Consider the following 15,656-nt stretch of genomic DNA (forward strand, 5'->3'; position numbering starts at 1 on the left):
GAATCTCCCTTGACGCCTCCCGAGCAAATGGAATAAATATTTCACCAGTCACGTATTTTGGTTCTTTCGTTCCGGAACATCTGTTTCATCAAGAGGCCTTGGCGTTCCAGCAAACGGCAGGCGCAACCCGGGGAGAGAGACGGTAATCGGGAGAGATTCCCCAGGCAGAACGGGGATTCCGGAGAGATCGGTGCAACCGGACACCAAAAGTGGAGGAGAAATACAATGAAGAAACTGCTTTTGGGCGTCGCCTTCGCGGCGCTGATGAGTTCATCGGCCATGGCCGCCAAGATCGGCGTGTCGATGGCCAAGTTCGACGACAATTTCCTCACCGTGCTGCGCAACGGCATGATCGAGCAGGCCAAGGGCATGAGCGGCGTCGAGTTGCAGGTCGAGGACGCGCAGAACGACGTCGCCAAGCAACTCGACCAGATCAAGAACTTCGCCGCTTCGGGCGTCGACGCCATCATCGTCAACCCGGTCGACACCTCGGCCACGCAGGCGATGTCGGATGCGGCGGCCGCGGCCAAGATCCCGCTGGTCTATGTCAACCGCCAGCCGGTCAATGTCGACACGCTGCCAGACAACCAGGCCTTCGTCGCCTCGAACGAGGCCGATTCCGGCACGCTCGAAACCAAGGAAGTCTGCCGCCTGTTCAAGGAAGCCGGCAAGAAGGAAGCCAATGTCTATGTGATCATGGGCGAGCTTTCCAACCAGGCCGCCGTGCAGCGCACCAAGGACATCGACGATGTCATCGCCACACCGGACTGCAGCTTCATCAAGATCATCGACAAGCAGACCTCGAACTGGGATCGCGACCAGGCGCAGAACCTGATGACCAACTGGCTGTCGACCGGCAAGAAGTTCGACGGCGTCATCGCCAACAATGACGAAAGCGCCATCGGCGCCATCCAGGCGATGAAGGCCGCCAACATCGACATGAAGTCGGTTGTCGTCGGCGGCGTCGACGCCACCCAGGACGCGCTTGCCGCCATGCAGGCGGGCGACCTTGATGCCACCGTCTTCCAGGACGCCGCCGGCCAGGGCGCGGGGGCGCTGGATGCCGCGCTGAAGCTCGCCAAGGGCGAGAAGGTCGAGCACAAGGTCTATGTCCCGTTTCAGCTGGTCACGCCGGCCAACATCGACAAGTTCCTGAAGAAGAACTGAGCCGCGGACATACGGAGCGGCGCTCTCGCGCAGCGACAGCGCCGCTCCGCTTCCCTCGGCGCCCGAAGGTGCTCGGGGAACGACCGCGGCTGACGGAGGATAGAAGAATTGGCACAGACATCTCACGGCGTCGGCGGGGTCAGCTATGACGCCAGGAAGCGCACATGGCCGGCCGAATTCAACGTCTTCCTGGCGCTCGTCATCCTCGTCGTCATCTTCGAACTGATCGGCCGGGTCTTTCTCGGCGACAGCTTCCTGTTCAACACCCGCAGCGACGTCTCCGGCCTCTTCAACGAGGCGCGCCTGCAGATCATCATTCTGCAGGTGTCGATCGTCGGCATCATCGCCATTGGCGTCACGCAGGTGATCATTACGGGTGGCATCGACCTGTCCTCCGGCTCGATCGTCGGCGCGACGGCCATGATCGCCATGAGCTTTGCCCAGGTCGCGACCGTCAACGGCAATCCCAACCCCAAGGCGATGTTTCTGGCCCAAGGCTGGACCGACCTGCCCGTGATCGTCCCGGTGCTGGTGGCGATCGGCTGCGGCCTGCTCGCCGGCCTCGTCAACGGCTCGCTGATCGCCTACACGCGCATCCCGCCCTTCATCGCCACGCTCGGCATGATGGTGACCGCGCGGGGCATCGCCAAATGGTGGTCCAAGGGCCAGCCGATCTCGTTCCCGACGGACAGTTTCGCTGGTATCGGCAAGGGCTTGATGCCCGTCATCATCTTCCTGTCGCTGGCCGTGCTGTTCCAGCTGATCATGACCTACACCAGATACGGCAAGCACTGCTACGCGATCGGCTCCAATGAGGACGCAGCGCGCATGTCTGGCATCAAGATCGCCAACCACAAGATCCTCGTCTATGTCATCGCCGGCATTCTTGCAGCACTCGCCGCCGTCGTGCTCTCCTCCAAGAACCTCACCGCCCAGGCCGGCATGGGCGTCATGTACGAACTCGATGCCATCGCCATGGCGGTCATCGGCGGGGTCTCGCTGTCGGGCGGCCGCGGCTCCATCATCGGCACGGTGATCGGCGCGCTGATCTTCGGCGTCATCATCTCCGGCTTCACCTTCCTGCGCCTCGACGCCTACTATCAGGAGATGGTGAAGGGCGTGATCATCGTCGGCGCGGTCGTTCTCGACCAGTGGCGTCAACGCATGCGGGCATTGAGGGCTTGATCGTGTCAGACATCGTCCTGAAGACCGAAAACCTGACCAAGCGCTATGGCGGCGTGCATGCGCTCGAAGGCGCCAATTTCGAGCTGCGCAAGGGCGAGCATGTCGCCATCATGGGTGACAACGGCGCCGGCAAGTCGACCTTCGTGCGCCAGATCACCGCCGTCGAGCAGCGGACCAGCGGCCAGGTCTGGTTCGATGGCAAGGAAGTGAATTTCGCCGGACCGATCGAGGCCCGCGAGGCAGGCATCGAGACGGTGTTCCAGAACCTGGCGCTGGCCGACGACCTCGACGTGCCGTCGAACCTGTTCCTCGGCCGCGAAAAAGTGTTGTTCAATCTCGGACCGTTCTCGATCCTCGACCGCAAATACATGCGCAAGGCAACCGAGGCGGCGCTGGTCCGCACCGCGGTCAAGATCCCCAATCTCTCCAACACCATCCGCCATATGTCGGGCGGCCAGCGGCAGTGCGTGGCGATCGCCAGGACGGCGACCTTTGCCTCCAAGCTGATCATCATGGACGAGCCCACGGCGGCCCTCGGCGTGCAGGAGACGGCGCAGGTCGAAAACATCATCCGCACGCTGAAGGACAATGGCGAGCCGCTGATCCTGATCAGCCACAACATGCGCCAGGTGTTCGACCTTTGCGACCGCATCGTGGTGTTCCGGCGCGGCCGCATCGTCGCCAATCTGCGCAAGGAAAATACCGACGGGCAGGACATCGTATCCTATATCACCGGCGCCAAGACCGGCGAGGCGGAACTCGCGGCCTAAGGGCCGGGCTCGGAGGCGATGGTCATCGCCTTCCCGTCGATTTGTCTTGACCGGAAAATCATTCAGCGCCCATGACCGGCGCCCCGCTTCGAACCATCCCCAGAGGAAAATACCCATGACTGTTCGCTTCGCCCTCCTTGGTGCCGGCCGCATCGGCAAGGTCCACGCCCGCGCCGTGGGTTCCAACCCCCAGGCAAAACTGGTCGCCGTGGCCGATGCCTTCGAGAAGGCGGCGAGCGAATTGGCTGTTGCCTATGGCGCCGAGGTGCGCAGCATCGACGAAATCGAGAAGTCCAAGGACATCGACGCGGTCGTCATCTGCACGCCGACCGACACCCATGCCGATCTGATCGAGCGCTTCGCCAAGGCCGGCAAGGCGATCTTCTGCGAGAAGCCGATCGACCTCGACGTCAAGCGGGTCGAGCAGTGCCTGGCCGTTGTCGACAAGGCCAAGGCGACCCTGATGGTCGGCTTCAACAGGCGTTTCGACCCGCATTTCGCCGCCGTGCGCAAGGCGATCGACGACGGAGCCATCGGCACCGTCGAGATGGTCACCATCACCTCGCGCGACCCCGGCGCTCCGCCGCTCGATTATATCAAGCGCTCGGGCGGCATTTTCCGCGACATGACCATCCATGATTTCGACATGGCGCGCTTCCTGCTCGGCGAGGAGCCTGTCGCGGTCAGCGCGCACGCCTCGGTGCTGGTCGACAAGAAAATCGGCGAAGCCGGCGATTTCGACTCGGTCAGCGTCATCCTCGAAACGGCTTCGGGCAAGCAGGCAGTCATCTCCAATTCGCGCCGCGCCACCTATGGCTACGACCAGCGCATCGAGGTGCACGGCTCGAAGGGCATGGTGGCGGCCGAGAACCAGCGGCCGGTGTCGATCGAGCTCGCCAACGAGAAGGGCTACACGCGCCCGCCGCTGCACGACTTCTTCATGACCCGCTACCTCGACGCCTATGCCCTCGAGATCGCCGCCTTCATCGCTGCGGCAACATCCGGCAAGAAGGCGGCGCCGAGCGGCGCTGATGGCCTCGTGGCGCTGAAGCTGGCCGATGCGGCGCTGAAGTCGGCGACCACGGGCAAGACCATTCGTCTCGACAAGTAAGAACCGGACCCAACGCACAGGAGCAGAGCGATGAGCGCATCCGCCGATCGCAATTCGAACACACGCGCCATCGTCACCGGCGGTGCGCAAGGCATAGGATTCGCGGTCGCCGAAGCGCTGGCCGACGAAGGCTGCCGGGCGCTGGCGCTCATCGGCCGCTCGCAGGAGAAGGGCGACAAGGCTGTCGCTCATTTCAGGAAATCAGGCGTCGACGCCATCTTCATCAGCGCCGATGTCTCCAAGGTTGCCGACTGCAAGCGCGCGGTCGCCACCGCGCTCTCGCATTTCGGTACGATCAACGCCCTGGTCAACGCCGCCGCCACCTCGGCGCGCGGCTCGCTGGTCGAGACCTCAGAAGAGCTGTTCGACCAGATCTTCGACACCAATGTGCGCGGCCCGTTTTTTCTGATGCAGGGCGTGGTGGCGCATCTCTTGGAGAAAAAGGCGCCCGGATCGATCGTCAACGTGCTGTCGATGTCGGCGCATACCGGGCAGTCTTTCCTGACGCCCTATTCGACCAGCAAGGGCGCGCTGATGACGCTGACCAAGAACGTCGCCAACGCTTATCGCTTCAACCGCATCCGCTGCAACGCCGTGCTGCCCGGCTGGATGGACACCGAGGGCGAGGACGTCGTGCAGAAGAAATGGCACGATGCGCCCGACGACTGGCTGGCGAAGGCCGAAGCCGCGCAGCCGATGGGCCAGTTGGTCAAGCCGGACCAGCTCGCGCGGCTGATCAGCTACATGGTCAGCCCGCAATCGGGCGTCATGACCGGATCGCTGGTCGACTACGACCAGAGCATCGCCGGGTCGTCGCCGGAGTAGGTTCATGCGAGCGATCTGCGTGGCGCACCTTGAACCTATCCTATGTCTGTCTTTGTGAAATCCTGACCGGTGTAGAGCAAAGCCAAATTATATGCCTTGCAACAGGCGTAGGAAAAGCAATCGCCCATATTGAGCTGCGCCGGCGAATCGACACCCTTGCCGTAACTGCGTGCGGCTTCGATGGCGAGCCGCCCGACTTCGGCTGAAATGAGGACCTCGCCGATTCCCAAATCCTGCACGAAACGGTCCACGGCCGCATTCGCCTTTGAGACTGCCGCCGGTTGGATGGGTGAAGGCAGGGGGGTCTTTGAACGCGCCAAGGCCATTGCGGTCTCGAAACGAACGATCGCCGAAATGAAGAAAGGCCCGCCATGGGCGTCCATCCGGGCGGCGAGTTCTCCTGCCGTGAGCTCCGGACGCAACAGAGCGACGACCGCCGAAGCGTCAATGAACAAGCTCATAGCCCCCCTGAAAGCTCGTCCGAATAGGCTCTCATATCGAAGTCAGGATTATCCGCTCCGATTTCGCCAGCCATTCTGACTGCCTCCGCCAAGCGTTCCGATACAGTTTGGACACTGCGGGCGCGCTCAATTTCATGCGTCAGGGCCCGGCGAACCGCCTCGGCTTTGCTCGGCGCCTTTGTGAGGCGCTGCACCTCAAGTACCAGCCGGTCGACTTCCCGGTCCTTCACATAAAGCGGCATTGGAGCATATCCTTATTGGAATATCCAACATATACCCTCTTACATATTCAAACAAGACCGCCATCAGGTGCGTGACATTCAATGCGAGTTCAGCTATAGCCCACGCATGATCAACCTGACCGCCACGTATTGGTACTTTAGGAGCTCGCTGGCGGCGGGAGGATTGCGCTCGATCTGAAGATTGCAGCAACAAGATCCGAACAGCCGCCAGACCTGGCGGCTTTTTTGTTTCAGCCGGCAGGTTCCCAAACAGGAGCAGAAAGCCGTGTTGACCACCACAGACGACCTCCGGGTCAAGGAACTGAGACTGCTGAGCACGCCGGACGAGGTGATGCGCGAGATACCGCGCTCACTCACGGCGACACGCACCGTTGCCGCCTCGCGCAACGCCATTCACTCCATCCTCACCGGGGCCGACGATCGGCTTGTTGTCATCGTGGGCCCTTGTTCCATCCACGATCCGGTCGCGGCCGTTGATTATGCCAGCCGTCTGGCGGCGCTGCGCGAGGCTCTGTCCGACCGGCTCGAGATCGTCATGCGCGTCTATTTCGAGAAGCCGCGCACCACGGTCGGCTGGAAAGGCCTGATCAACGATCCCGACCTCGACGGCAGCTTCAACATCGACAAGGGGTTGCGGATGGCACGCAACGTGCTTTCCGCCGTCAACAATCTCGGCCTGCCGGCGGCGACCGAATTCCTCGACATGACGACGCCGCAATACATCGCCGACCTCGTCGCCTGGGGCGCCATTGGCGCGCGCACGACCGAGAGCCAGATCCATCGCGAGCTGGCCTCGGGTCTCTCCTGCCCGGTCGGCTTCAAGAACGGCACCGACGGCAATCTCAGGATCGCCGGCGAGGCGGTGAAGTCGGCCGCCCAGCCGCATCATTTCATGGCGGTGACCAAGGGCGGACGCAGCGCCATCGCGGCGACCACCGGCAATGAGGATTGCCATGTCATCCTGCGTGGTGGCGTTCAGCCCAACTACGATGCGGCAAGCGTCGAAGCCGCATCGGTCGAACTCGTCCGCATCGGTATCGCCCCCCGTCTGATGATCGACGTCAGCCATGCCAACTCAGCCAAGAAGCCGGAGAACCAGCCCAAGGTCGCGGCCGATGTCGCGAGCCAAGTGGCGGCTGGCGACGAGCGCATCATCGGCGTCATGATCGAGAGCAATCTCGTCGCCGGCCGGCAGGATGTCGTGCCCGGCAAGCCACTGGTCTACGGCCAGAGCATCACCGATGGCTGCATCGACTGGGCGACCACGGAGACGGTGCTGCACGGTCTCGCGGGTGCTGTCGAATGGCGCCGCTCGGCGCGCCGCGCCATACTGGACAGCCGGCAGGGCGCCGCCTGATCTGGGGGAGCATAAGGGCGGCGCTTCCACTTTCAGTCCAGGGCCACGCCGCTCTTAGGCCCCGCAGCGCTCACCTCCTTGCATGTCACCGATCCGCGTGTTACATACTGAACCAAATGGTTCAGTATTCTCCTGCCCCCCTGGATGCCTCGTTCGCCGCGCTTTCGGACGCCACCCGACGCGGCGTTCTGGAGCAGCTCGGCCGTGCGGATGCCTCGATCACGGACTTGGCCCAGAAATTCCATATGACCCTCACGGGTATGAAGAAGCATGTCGGCGTTCTGGAGCAGGCAGGCCTCGTCACGACGCGGAAGGTCGGGCGCGTGCGGACCTGCAAGCTCGGCCTGCGCCGCCTGGAGGAGGAGACGGCATGGATCGAGAGATACCGCCAACTCTGGGCCGCACGCTTCGACGAGCTGGACAAGGTTGTCGAGGAAATGAAACGGAAGGAGGAAGCCGATGGACGAAACAAGAGCGAATGAGCCCACCCCCATGCAGAACCGCACGACGGTGGAACGGAAGTCCGACCGCGAGCTGGTCGTCACGCGAACCTTCGACGCGCCGGCCCGCATCGTGTTCGAGGCCTGGACAAAGCCCGAGCTGTTCAAGCAGTGGTGGACGCCGAAATCGATGGGCATGTTCCTGCGTTCCTGTGAGATGGATGTTCGTGTGGGAGGCGGGTACCGCTTGGTGTTCGGGCATGATGACTCGCACCCCGCCGAGTTCTTCGGCAGGTATCTCGAAGTGACACCGCCCTCGCGCCTCGTCTGGACCAATGACGAAGGTGGTGACGGTGGACCCGTGACCACAGTGACCTTCGAGGAAAAAGGCGGCAAGACGCTGCTGGTCATGCACGAGGTCTATCCCTCGAAGGAGGCCCTCGACGCCGCCGGTACCGGGGCGGCGGATGCGATGGCCGAGACGTTCGGGCAGTTGGACGAGCTTCTCGCCACGCTGCGGCACGGCGCCGCCTGATCCGGCAGGCGCCAGAAGGCGGCGGTTCGGTTCAGCCCGAGACTACGCCGCCCTCAGCCCTTCCCATGCGGTGAACACGGAGACCGCGAAGAGCAGCAGCCCGGCCGCCCGGCCGGCAAGGATGGTCACCCGTGGATTGGCGATCAGAAGCTTGCGGCTGCGGCCGGCCGATATTGCGAGCCCGCCATAGACCGCGGCCTGCGTCAGCACGGTCAGCAGGCCCATGATCGTCGCCTGCATCCAGATCGGGCCGTAGTCCGGTTTCAGGAACTGCGGATAGACGGCGAGTACGAAGAGGTAGGCCTTCGGGTTGATCAGGCAGGTCACCAAGCCCTGGCGAAACGCCTTCCATGCCGAGCGGCTGCCGGCGGGGCCCTCGTTGCCGACGGTGATGGAGCTGCGCATCAGCGTGATGCCGATGAAGGCCATGTAGGCGGCGCCCGCAAGCAGCAGCGGCTTGAACAGGATCGGCAAGAAATGCACCAGCAGGCCGACGCCGATGGCGCCGTTCAGCGTGTGCACCATGCCGCCGACCATGATGCCGCCGGTCGCGGCAAGACCCCTGTCGCGGCCGCCGGTCAACGCATTGGCAAGCACGAACAGCATGTCCATGCCTGGAACGGCGATGATGCCGAACAGGAGGATAAAGAACAGCCAGAGATTTTCAGCATAGCCCATGTCAGTTGCCTGTTGTCCCGCTCGGCCCAGCCTCGGCGGAACCTGTTGATTTTCAAAACGATAGGCAGTCCTATAGGCAGGCCCAACTGACGATGGTGTGTCAGTTGTGATCGGTACCAGGTCAGAAAAATGCGCAAGGCCTCGCGCCTGTTCGAGATCATCCAGATCCTGCGGCTGGCGCGGCAGCCGGTGACGGCGGCAATGATCGCCGGGCAACTGGAAGTGACGATCCGCTCGATCTATCGCGACATCGCGGCGCTGCAGGCGATGCGCGTGCCGATCGAGGGCGGGCGTGGCATCGGCTACATCCTGCGCCCCGGCTTCGACTTGCCGCCGCTGATGTTTTCGATCGAGGAAATGGAGGCGATCGTCCTGTCGCTGGCGCTGCTGGAGCGCACGGGCGACGACGAGCTCAAGCAGGCGGCCAAGCGCGTCGGCGCCAAGATCGCCGGCGCGGTGCCGCCGCCCTTGCGCCAGACGCTCGACGCCAATGCGTTGCACGCCTGGGGCTTCGCCGCGCCCTCCGCAGGCGCGATCGATCTGGCGCTGGTGCGCCGCGCCATACGCGACGAGGAGAAGCTAGAGCTCTCCTACCGCGACGAGCTCGGCCGCGCTTCCGAGCGCCTCATCCGCCCGATCGCTCTGATCTATTACGCCGAGACCGCCAACATCGTCGCCTGGTGCGAGCTGCGCCAGGCGATCCGCAATTTCCGCAGCGACCGCATCGAGAATTGCCGGCCGACCGGACTGCGCTTCAAGGGCGAAGGCGATCGTTTGCGGCAGATCTGGGTCAATAGATGGGACACGCCGGCCGCGATTACCCGCGCCTAAAGAAGCTCGCAAAAGTAACTGGCGCAGAAATTCTTATCACGAGCCGTGCTTGCAAGGGGGGATTGCACCCGTTCCGGATTGGCCGAAACGTCGATCCCGTCGCAGGGAGCGAAGCGGCGCAGATCACAGGATATATGCCGTCACGCTAAGTCCTCCCTCTAGTAATTCGACCGGCGTTCCTGATGAGCCCCTGAAGTTCCGCCTGCACGCTCGCTGGAGCTGACCCGCCGGCCTTGCTACGCCTCTTATATTCCTCTGCAAAAACTGAGTCGACATACGAATCTGCTGCAGATTGAGGCGTATCCAGTAGCGCTGTCCGAATATTTTGTGCCCGGCTCATAACGGTAAGGGCTATCTGTACCACGTTTATGGACTCCCTAGTTTGAGCCCATACCGCATCGGCATTCCACGACGCCATTGTGGTTACGAAGGCAGAGTAATCGAAATTCTGTTTTCGATGATAGCATGATGCCAGGATCAGCAGGGATGGAAGGTCTATTTTTTCCGGATACCTCCATGCGGCTGTGGTGGACCCCATTATATCCATAATCTGCTCAATTGCCCGAAGGGGGATTGGGTTTTGGGCTGCAAAGCCATTCGTGATAACATTTTTTAATATGTCTTTTGGCTCAAGAAGACCGCTTTGCGCTGGGCTGGAAAGTTTCGTAAGGTCGATTAGGTCTAGCTTGCTTGCGACAAACTCCCCCAGTCGCGGTTCGGCGAAGCTGTAGCGACGATCGAAGAACCGGCTTAAGTAGCCGCGCCCATCAAAATCACCGCCATAAGCGCCCCGGATTGCGTGCTGTAGCTGGCCTGTGTCAGTCGAGAAAACGAAGACGACCTCATTTGCTTCAAATAGATGCTTCACACGCTCGAGCATGGCGACAGCGTAAGATGGCCGACACCTATCTAACTCATCAATGATCACGAAAAGTGGACATCTTAGCCCAATCTCAGGTAGTTTTGAGGTTAGCTCGCCCATATTCGAGCGGAATGACTGAATCGATTGGCTAGCTTTTGCAAATTCGGCGATCAATGCGTCAGCGGTCTTGTCAGTAAGCGCTTCAATCTCCTTGCCGGCGGCAACTATTGCGTCATCAAGAACTCCAACGTCCGACTTCGAATTTTCGGCCGGTACCACATGGCCTGCATCCTCGCCGTGCAAAAGGTCATCAATCGTCGAATTTGTGTAGCGGCGGATTGCCGACTTACCCAAGGCGACCAACGTACGGCCAGCTATCTGTGCCCCATTTGATTTTACATCATTCCAGACCTTCTTAACGATGGCCTTCTTGGCCGTGTGCGGCTTCATGACCTTGTCGATCTCGGCCATGATGGCAACCAATGGATCTTCTGAATGGTCATCTCTCCAGGAGTTCACTTCAGCAACCAGATAGCCTTCTATCCGCAACTGACGAGCAAGTCTTGAAACGAAGAAACTCTTTCCGCTTCCCCATTCACTATCAATGTTCAAAACGTAAGAGGCGGTTTTGCCAAGCCTTTTTCGCAGACCGACACTCTGGACCAAAAAATCGATGATAAAGCGCGCGTCATTTTTTCTACCGATCTTGTCGTCTTTCCAGACCTCATCGGCTTCTTGCTTTACTGCGTTCATAAACTATTCCCCATGCCGACCCGGGAGCATAGGCTGAGTCAACAGCCTCGTCAGCCCCTCCTATGCAGGGAGCTTTGCATGACTGAAGGCATCGCCACCGCAAATGCCCGGAGTTGGCTAGGACGGGGAACGTATGTCCCACTCATTGGAATGGAACAGGGAAGGAATACGGTTTCCCTTGCTCGCGCTGCTCCTAACATGAGAAGCGATCGTTACCTCACATCCACCCAGCGCTTCTCCTCGAAGGAGCGCGCCATGGCGTGCACGGTGCGCTCGATCTCCAGTCCTTCGGCGAACTCGATGAGCCGGGCCGGCTTGCCGGCAAGCCGTGTCAGCAATTCATGGCATTCTATGATCTTGAGGTCGTTGAAGCCGAGGCTGTGGCCGGGCGCCGGCACGAAGAGGTCATAGGGCCTGTGCTGCGGCGCCACCAGAATGGTGCGGTAGCCCTGTTCGGTGGGTCGGTCGGACGTCAGGTAGAGCTGGAATTCGTTCATCCGTTCCTGGTCGAACAGGATCGATCCCTTGGACCCGAAGATCTGGATGGCGATGCGGCCCTTGCGGCCCCAGGCCGAGCGGTTGACCTGCAGCGTGCCGGCAATGCCGTTTTCCAGATGCATAAGCACGCTGGCGATGTCGTAGGTCTCCACCGCGCGCCGGCCGCCTGAAGCCAGCTTGCGGTCGGCATAGGGTTTGGCCATGTCGCAAATGACGCTGCCGACGCGGCCGAACAGCGCCGAGACCAGCGACAGCGGATGCACGGCGAAATCGTCGAGCGCGCCATAGCCGGAAGTCGCCTCGTGCTTCCAGAAGAACAGCGCCTCGGGATCGGCCATGAAATCCTCGTCCATTTCGATGCGCAGATGGTTGACCTCGCCGATGATCTTCTCGTCGAGCAGCGCGCCGATGTGGCGGATGGCCGGGCTCTGGATGTAGTTGTAGCCAAGCGCGGCGACCCTGCCTGATTTCTTCGCCGCGGCCGCCATCGCCTCGGCTTCGGCAAAGCTCGGTGCCATCGGTTTTTCGCACCACAGATGCTTGCCGGCTTCGAGGACAGCGATGGCCATTTCCGGATGGAACTGATTGGGGGTTGTCAGCGACACGATATCGACCTCCGGGTCGTCGACGACGGCGCGCCAGTCGCTGGTGGCCTTGGCGAAGCCGAACTCGCCTGCCTTGCGCCTGGCGAGCTCCTCATTGACCTCGCCGAGATGGACGAGCCGTGGCTTGGCCGCATCGGGGAAGACGGCCCCGACGGCGCTCCACGCGATGGCGTGGCATTTGCCCATGAAACCCGTGCCGATAAGACCGACGCCGACCATTTTTCGTTCCTCCGCTGCCATAGAAGCTGAGTGGATGAATTAGTCCATTTTTTTCAGGAATGGAATGTCTGCCTCATTTTTTATGGCGTTCTTGCGCAGGCTCGCTATGATGGGGCAGAGAGGGTGTCCAGACAGGCTTGGGCAGAGGGACGATGGACGAACAGGTACCTCGCGACTTCGAGACGCTGCGTGCCACGATTCTGGACCGGCGCGAGAGCCTGCCCAAGCGCATCGCCCAGATCGCCGCCTACGCGCTCGACAATCCCGACGACATCGCCTTTGGTACCGCCGCCAGCATCGCCGCTTCGGCCGGCGTGCAGCCCTCGACCCTGATCCGCTTTGCCCAGCAACTCGGCTTCGACGGTTTTACCAGCCTGCAGCAGGTGTTCCGGGAACGTCTGCGCGAGCGCAACTCTTCCTATGACGAGCGGCTGCAGGCGCTGCGCGCCAAGGCCGAGGGCGGTGCCGGCCACCGGGCGATCTTCGACGGCTTCATCGCCGCCGCCAGCACCTCGCTCAACGACATTTCCCGCACGCTGGACGATGCGCATCTGGAAGACGCGATTTCACTGCTGGCGAAGGCGCAGACCATCTATGTCTTGGCAAAGCGACGCTCCTATCCAGTGGCTTCCTACATCGCCTATGCGCTCGGCAAGCTGAAGATCCGCAACCAGTTGATCGAATCGGCCGCCGGCCTGAATGCCGAGATGGTCGGCTTCGCCACACCGGCGGACGCCGTCATCGCCATCAGCTTCTCGCCCTACGCGCCGGCCACGATCGAGGAGGCGCGCGCCATTTCCGAGCAGGGCGTGCCGATCGTCGCCATCACCGACAGCTCGTTCTCGCCGCTCGCCCAGTTCGCCAGGGTCTGGTTCGAGGTTGCCGAGGCGGATTTCGCCGGCTTCCGCTCGCTGTCGGCGACAATGGCGCTGGCCATGGCGCTGACCGTCGGCGTCGGCGAGAAGCGGCGCGACGCGAGCCGTAAGCGCAAGGCTTGATCAGGCGTCCCTTCCAGGCAATTTTAGCCTAGGGAATGCTCATTCCATATTGACTATGGATTGGAATTATTATTTCATATTGCCGGCGCCACGCAGCCGCTCGCGCGTGTTACCCAAAACAATGTTGTCCATGACGACAAGACCGACGGGAGGTTCCAATGAGCGAAGCCGTGGACGCAAGACAGGCGCCGCTCGATGTCATCACCATCGGCCGCGCGTCCGTCGACCTCTATGGCCAGCAGATCGGCTCGCGGCTGGAGGACATCACCTCCTTCGCCAAGTCGGTCGGCGGCTGCCCGGCCAATATTTCCGTCGGCACGGCGCGGCTCGGGCTGCGCTCGGCTCTGCTGACGCGCGTCGGCGACGAACAGATGGGCCGCTTCATCCGCGAGCAGCTGAAACGCGAAGGCGTCAACACCGACGGTCTGAAGACCGACAAGGAGCGGTTGACCGCGCTGGTTCTGCTTTCGGTCGAGAGCGAAGGCGTTTCGCCGATGATTTTCTACCGATCCGACTGTGCCGACATGGCGCTGGCCGAGGAGGATATCGACGAAGCGTTTATTGCCTCGGCCCGTTCGATCGTCGTCACCGGCACGCATTTTTCCCGCCCCAACAGCGATGCCGCCCAGCGCAAGGCGATCCGCATCATGAAGGCCAGGGGTGGCAAGGTCGTGTTCGATATCGACTATCGCCCGAATTTGTGGGGCCTTGCCGGCCACGCCGAAGGCTTTGAGCGCTATGTCAAATCCGACCGCGTCTCGGCCCAGTTGAAGACGGTGCTGCCCGATTGCGACCTCATCGTCGGCACCGAGGAAGAGATCATGATCGCGTCCGGCGCCGACGACTGCCTGAGCGCGCTGAAGACGATCCGCTCCCTGTCCTCGGCCACCATCGTCCTGAAGCGCGGCGCCATGGGCTGCATCGTCTATGACGGACCGATCAGCGACGATCTCGAGGACGGCGTCGTCGGCAAGGGTTTCCCGATCGAGATCTACAATGTGCTAGGCGCCGGTGACGCCTTCATGTCCGGTCTGCTGCGCGGCTGGCTCGGCGGTGAAAGCCTTGCCACGGCGGCGACCTGGGCCAATGCCTGCGGCGCCTTCGCCGTGTCGCGGCTGCTCTGCGCGCCGGAATACCCGACCTTCGAGGAGCTGCGGTTCTTCCTCGAGAATGGCAGCAAGCATCGCGCGCTGCGCAAGGACGAGGCGATCAACCACATCCATTGGGCAACCACACGCCGGCGCGACATCCCCTCGCTGATGGCGCTCGCCTGCGATCACCGTGTGCAGCTCGAGGATGTGGCGGCCAAGACCGGCGCCGATCCGGCGCGCATCCGCGATTTCAAGGTGCTGGCGGTCAAGGCCGCGGCCAAGGTCGCCGCCGGCCGCGACGGCTATGGCATGCTGATTGACGAGAAACATGGCCGCGAGGCGATGTTCGAATTCGCTCGCCACCCCTTCGCCTGGCTTGGACGCCCGGTGGAACTGCCGGGCTCGCGGCCGCTGCGCTTCGAATTCTCGCAGGACATCGGCTCGCAGCTTACCGAATGGCCCGTCGATCACTGCATCAAGTGCCTGTGCTTCTATCATCCCGACGATCCAGCGGAACTGAAGGAAGAACAGCAGCAGAAGCTGCGCGCGCTGTTCGAGGCCGCACGCAAAGTTGGCCGCGAACTTCTCATCGAGATCATCGCCGGCAAGCACGGCAAGCTCGACGACACGACGATCCCGCGCGCGCTGGAGGAACTCTATGCGCTCGGCATCAAGCCGGACTGGTGGAAGCTCGAACCGCAGGCGTCGAGCGGCGCGTGGGCCAGGATCGAGGCGGTGATCCTGAAGCACGATCCCTGGTGCCGGGGCATCGTGCTGCTTGGCCTGGAGGCGCCGCAGGACGAGTTGGAGGCCGCTTTTGCCGCCACGGCCAACGCGCCCATCGTCAAGGGCTTTGCCGTCGGGCGCACCATCTTCGTCCACGCAGCCGAACAATGGCTGGCCGGCAGGATGTCGGATGACGAGGCTGTCGCCGACATGGCGTCGCGCTTCGAACAGTTGACCGAAGCGTGGCTTGCCGCGCGCGGCCGCAAGGCGGCATAACAATACGCAACGGCGTAGGGACTGCG

General features: G+C 62.1%; 16 protein-coding genes. 11 read left to right on the forward strand and 5 right to left on the reverse strand.

The features are described 5' to 3' along the window. Window positions 1-225: 225 nt before the first annotated feature. The 5 genes from LB557_RS14255 to LB557_RS14275 all read left to right on the forward strand — a co-directional run bounded on the left by LB557_RS14255 (window position 226) and on the right by LB557_RS14275 (window position 5,058). Complete coding sequence (locus LB557_RS14255; protein WP_015314570.1) at window positions 226-1,167, forward strand: sugar ABC transporter substrate-binding protein; 942 nt, start codon at window positions 226-228, stop codon at window positions 1,165-1,167. A gap of 108 nt (window positions 1,168-1,275) precedes the next feature. Then, on the forward strand, window positions 1,276-2,352 hold the full coding sequence (locus tag LB557_RS14260) for an ABC transporter permease (RefSeq protein ID WP_224642953.1): 1,077 nt from the start codon (window positions 1,276-1,278) through the stop codon (window positions 2,350-2,352). 2 nt (window positions 2,353-2,354) lie between these two features. Further along, entirely contained in the window at window positions 2,355-3,122 is a 768-nt protein-coding gene (locus LB557_RS14265; RefSeq protein WP_023772158.1) for an ATP-binding cassette domain-containing protein, read from the forward strand. A gap of 115 nt (window positions 3,123-3,237) precedes the next feature. Further along, window positions 3,238-4,233 (forward strand): inositol 2-dehydrogenase, encoded by a 996-nt coding sequence (gene iolG, locus LB557_RS14270; RefSeq protein WP_140791873.1) that lies wholly within the window; start codon window positions 3,238-3,240, stop codon window positions 4,231-4,233. A 30-nt stretch (window positions 4,234-4,263) separates the two neighbouring features. After that, window positions 4,264-5,058 (forward strand): SDR family oxidoreductase, encoded by a 795-nt coding sequence (locus tag LB557_RS14275; RefSeq protein WP_224642954.1) that lies wholly within the window; start codon window positions 4,264-4,266, stop codon window positions 5,056-5,058. A 35-nt stretch (window positions 5,059-5,093) separates the two neighbouring features. Here LB557_RS14275 and LB557_RS14280 read toward each other — a convergent pair whose 3' ends face one another. Continuing rightward, window positions 5,094-5,519: a type II toxin-antitoxin system VapC family toxin gene (locus LB557_RS14280; protein ID WP_224713068.1), complete on the reverse strand. Its 426-nt coding sequence runs from the start codon at window positions 5,517-5,519 to the stop codon at window positions 5,094-5,096. Further along, entirely contained in the window at window positions 5,516-5,761 is a 246-nt protein-coding gene (locus LB557_RS14285; protein ID WP_140615375.1) for a type II toxin-antitoxin system VapB family antitoxin, read from the reverse strand. Before LB557_RS14285 ends, LB557_RS14280 begins: the two co-directional genes overlap by 4 nt. A gap of 265 nt (window positions 5,762-6,026) precedes the next feature. Between LB557_RS14285 and LB557_RS14290 the strand changes: the two genes are divergently transcribed. The 3 genes from LB557_RS14290 to LB557_RS14300 all read left to right on the forward strand — a co-directional run bounded on the left by LB557_RS14290 (window position 6,027) and on the right by LB557_RS14300 (window position 8,093). Next, window positions 6,027-7,118 carry a 3-deoxy-7-phosphoheptulonate synthase gene (locus tag LB557_RS14290; protein WP_140615373.1) on the forward strand — a complete coding sequence of 364 codons (1,092 nt, stop codon included), beginning with the start codon at window positions 6,027-6,029 and terminating at the stop codon, window positions 7,116-7,118. 116 nt (window positions 7,119-7,234) lie between these two features. Further along, complete coding sequence (locus LB557_RS14295) at window positions 7,235-7,600, forward strand: ArsR/SmtB family transcription factor (RefSeq protein WP_224642956.1); 366 nt, start codon at window positions 7,235-7,237, stop codon at window positions 7,598-7,600. After that, window positions 7,578-8,093 carry an SRPBCC family protein gene (locus LB557_RS14300; protein ID WP_015314561.1) on the forward strand — a complete coding sequence of 172 codons (516 nt, stop codon included), beginning with the start codon at window positions 7,578-7,580 and terminating at the stop codon, window positions 8,091-8,093. Before LB557_RS14295 ends, LB557_RS14300 begins: the two co-directional genes overlap by 23 nt. Window positions 8,094-8,135: 42 nt before the next feature. Here LB557_RS14300 and LB557_RS14305 read toward each other — a convergent pair whose 3' ends face one another. Then, a complete protein-coding gene (locus tag LB557_RS14305) occupies window positions 8,136-8,771 on the reverse strand; it encodes a LysE family translocator (protein WP_140615369.1) in 636 nt (211 codons plus the stop codon). A gap of 129 nt (window positions 8,772-8,900) precedes the next feature. Between LB557_RS14305 and LB557_RS14310 the strand changes: the two genes are divergently transcribed. Further along, the gene (locus LB557_RS14310; RefSeq protein WP_224642957.1) at window positions 8,901-9,602 is read left to right on the forward strand and encodes a helix-turn-helix transcriptional regulator; all 702 of its coding nucleotides are present in this window, start codon (window positions 8,901-8,903) and stop codon (window positions 9,600-9,602) included. Window positions 9,603-9,747: 145 nt separating this feature from the next. Here the strand turns inward: LB557_RS14310 and LB557_RS14315 are convergent, their stop codons facing one another. Both LB557_RS14315 and LB557_RS14320 read right to left on the reverse strand, forming a co-directional pair. Beyond that, the gene (locus tag LB557_RS14315) at window positions 9,748-11,217 is read right to left on the reverse strand and encodes a P-loop NTPase fold protein (protein WP_224642958.1); all 1,470 of its coding nucleotides are present in this window, start codon (window positions 11,215-11,217) and stop codon (window positions 9,748-9,750) included. Window positions 11,218-11,429: 212 nt separating this feature from the next. Further along, a complete protein-coding gene (locus LB557_RS14320) occupies window positions 11,430-12,539 on the reverse strand; it encodes a Gfo/Idh/MocA family protein (protein WP_224642959.1) in 1,110 nt (369 codons plus the stop codon). 152 nt (window positions 12,540-12,691) lie between these two features. On the opposite strand from LB557_RS14320, the gene LB557_RS14325 reads away from it, so the two are divergent. Together LB557_RS14325 and LB557_RS14330 are read left to right on the forward strand one after the other, a co-directional pair. Beyond that, window positions 12,692-13,537, forward strand: coding sequence for a MurR/RpiR family transcriptional regulator (locus LB557_RS14325; protein WP_015314557.1), 846 nt, complete (start codon window positions 12,692-12,694; stop codon window positions 13,535-13,537). A gap of 158 nt (window positions 13,538-13,695) precedes the next feature. After that, window positions 13,696-15,630, forward strand: a complete 1,935-nt coding sequence (locus LB557_RS14330; protein ID WP_224642960.1) for a bifunctional 5-dehydro-2-deoxygluconokinase/5-dehydro-2-deoxyphosphogluconate aldolase — start codon at window positions 13,696-13,698, stop codon at window positions 15,628-15,630. The last annotated feature ends 26 nt before the right edge of the window (window positions 15,631-15,656 follow it).

The organism is Mesorhizobium sp. BR115XR7A, from assembly GCF_020165315.1.
GTDB classification, from domain to species: Bacteria; Pseudomonadota; Alphaproteobacteria; order Rhizobiales; family Rhizobiaceae; genus Mesorhizobium; species Mesorhizobium australicum.

What these genes read in the sequence shown, in the direction of transcription:
- LB557_RS14315 (WP_224642958.1), bottom strand. Translation starts at nt 11,217, where the DNA reads ATGAACGCAGTAAAGCAAGAAGCCGATGAGGTCTGGAAAGACGACAAG.
- LB557_RS14280 (WP_224713068.1), bottom strand. Translation starts at nt 5,519, where the DNA reads ATGAGCTTGTTCATTGACGCTTCGGCGGTCGTCGCTCTGTTGCGTCCG.
- iolG (WP_140791873.1), top strand. Translation starts at nt 3,238, where the DNA reads ATGACTGTTCGCTTCGCCCTCCTTGGTGCCGGCCGCATCGGCAAGGTC.
- LB557_RS14295 (WP_224642956.1), top strand. Translation starts at nt 7,235, where the DNA reads ATGGTTCAGTATTCTCCTGCCCCCCTGGATGCCTCGTTCGCCGCGCTT.
- LB557_RS14330 (WP_224642960.1), top strand. Translation starts at nt 13,696, where the DNA reads ATGAGCGAAGCCGTGGACGCAAGACAGGCGCCGCTCGATGTCATCACC.
- LB557_RS14300 (WP_015314561.1), top strand. Translation starts at nt 7,578, where the DNA reads ATGGACGAAACAAGAGCGAATGAGCCCACCCCCATGCAGAACCGCACG.
- LB557_RS14285 (WP_140615375.1), bottom strand. Translation starts at nt 5,761, where the DNA reads ATGCCGCTTTATGTGAAGGACCGGGAAGTCGACCGGCTGGTACTTGAG.
- LB557_RS14325 (WP_015314557.1), top strand. Translation starts at nt 12,692, where the DNA reads ATGGACGAACAGGTACCTCGCGACTTCGAGACGCTGCGTGCCACGATT.
- LB557_RS14255 (WP_015314570.1), top strand. Translation starts at nt 226, where the DNA reads ATGAAGAAACTGCTTTTGGGCGTCGCCTTCGCGGCGCTGATGAGTTCA.
- LB557_RS14275 (WP_224642954.1), top strand. Translation starts at nt 4,264, where the DNA reads ATGAGCGCATCCGCCGATCGCAATTCGAACACACGCGCCATCGTCACC.
- LB557_RS14305 (WP_140615369.1), bottom strand. Translation starts at nt 8,771, where the DNA reads ATGGGCTATGCTGAAAATCTCTGGCTGTTCTTTATCCTCCTGTTCGGC.
- LB557_RS14320 (WP_224642959.1), bottom strand. Translation starts at nt 12,539, where the DNA reads ATGGTCGGCGTCGGTCTTATCGGCACGGGTTTCATGGGCAAATGCCAC.
- LB557_RS14310 (WP_224642957.1), top strand. Translation starts at nt 8,901, where the DNA reads ATGCGCAAGGCCTCGCGCCTGTTCGAGATCATCCAGATCCTGCGGCTG.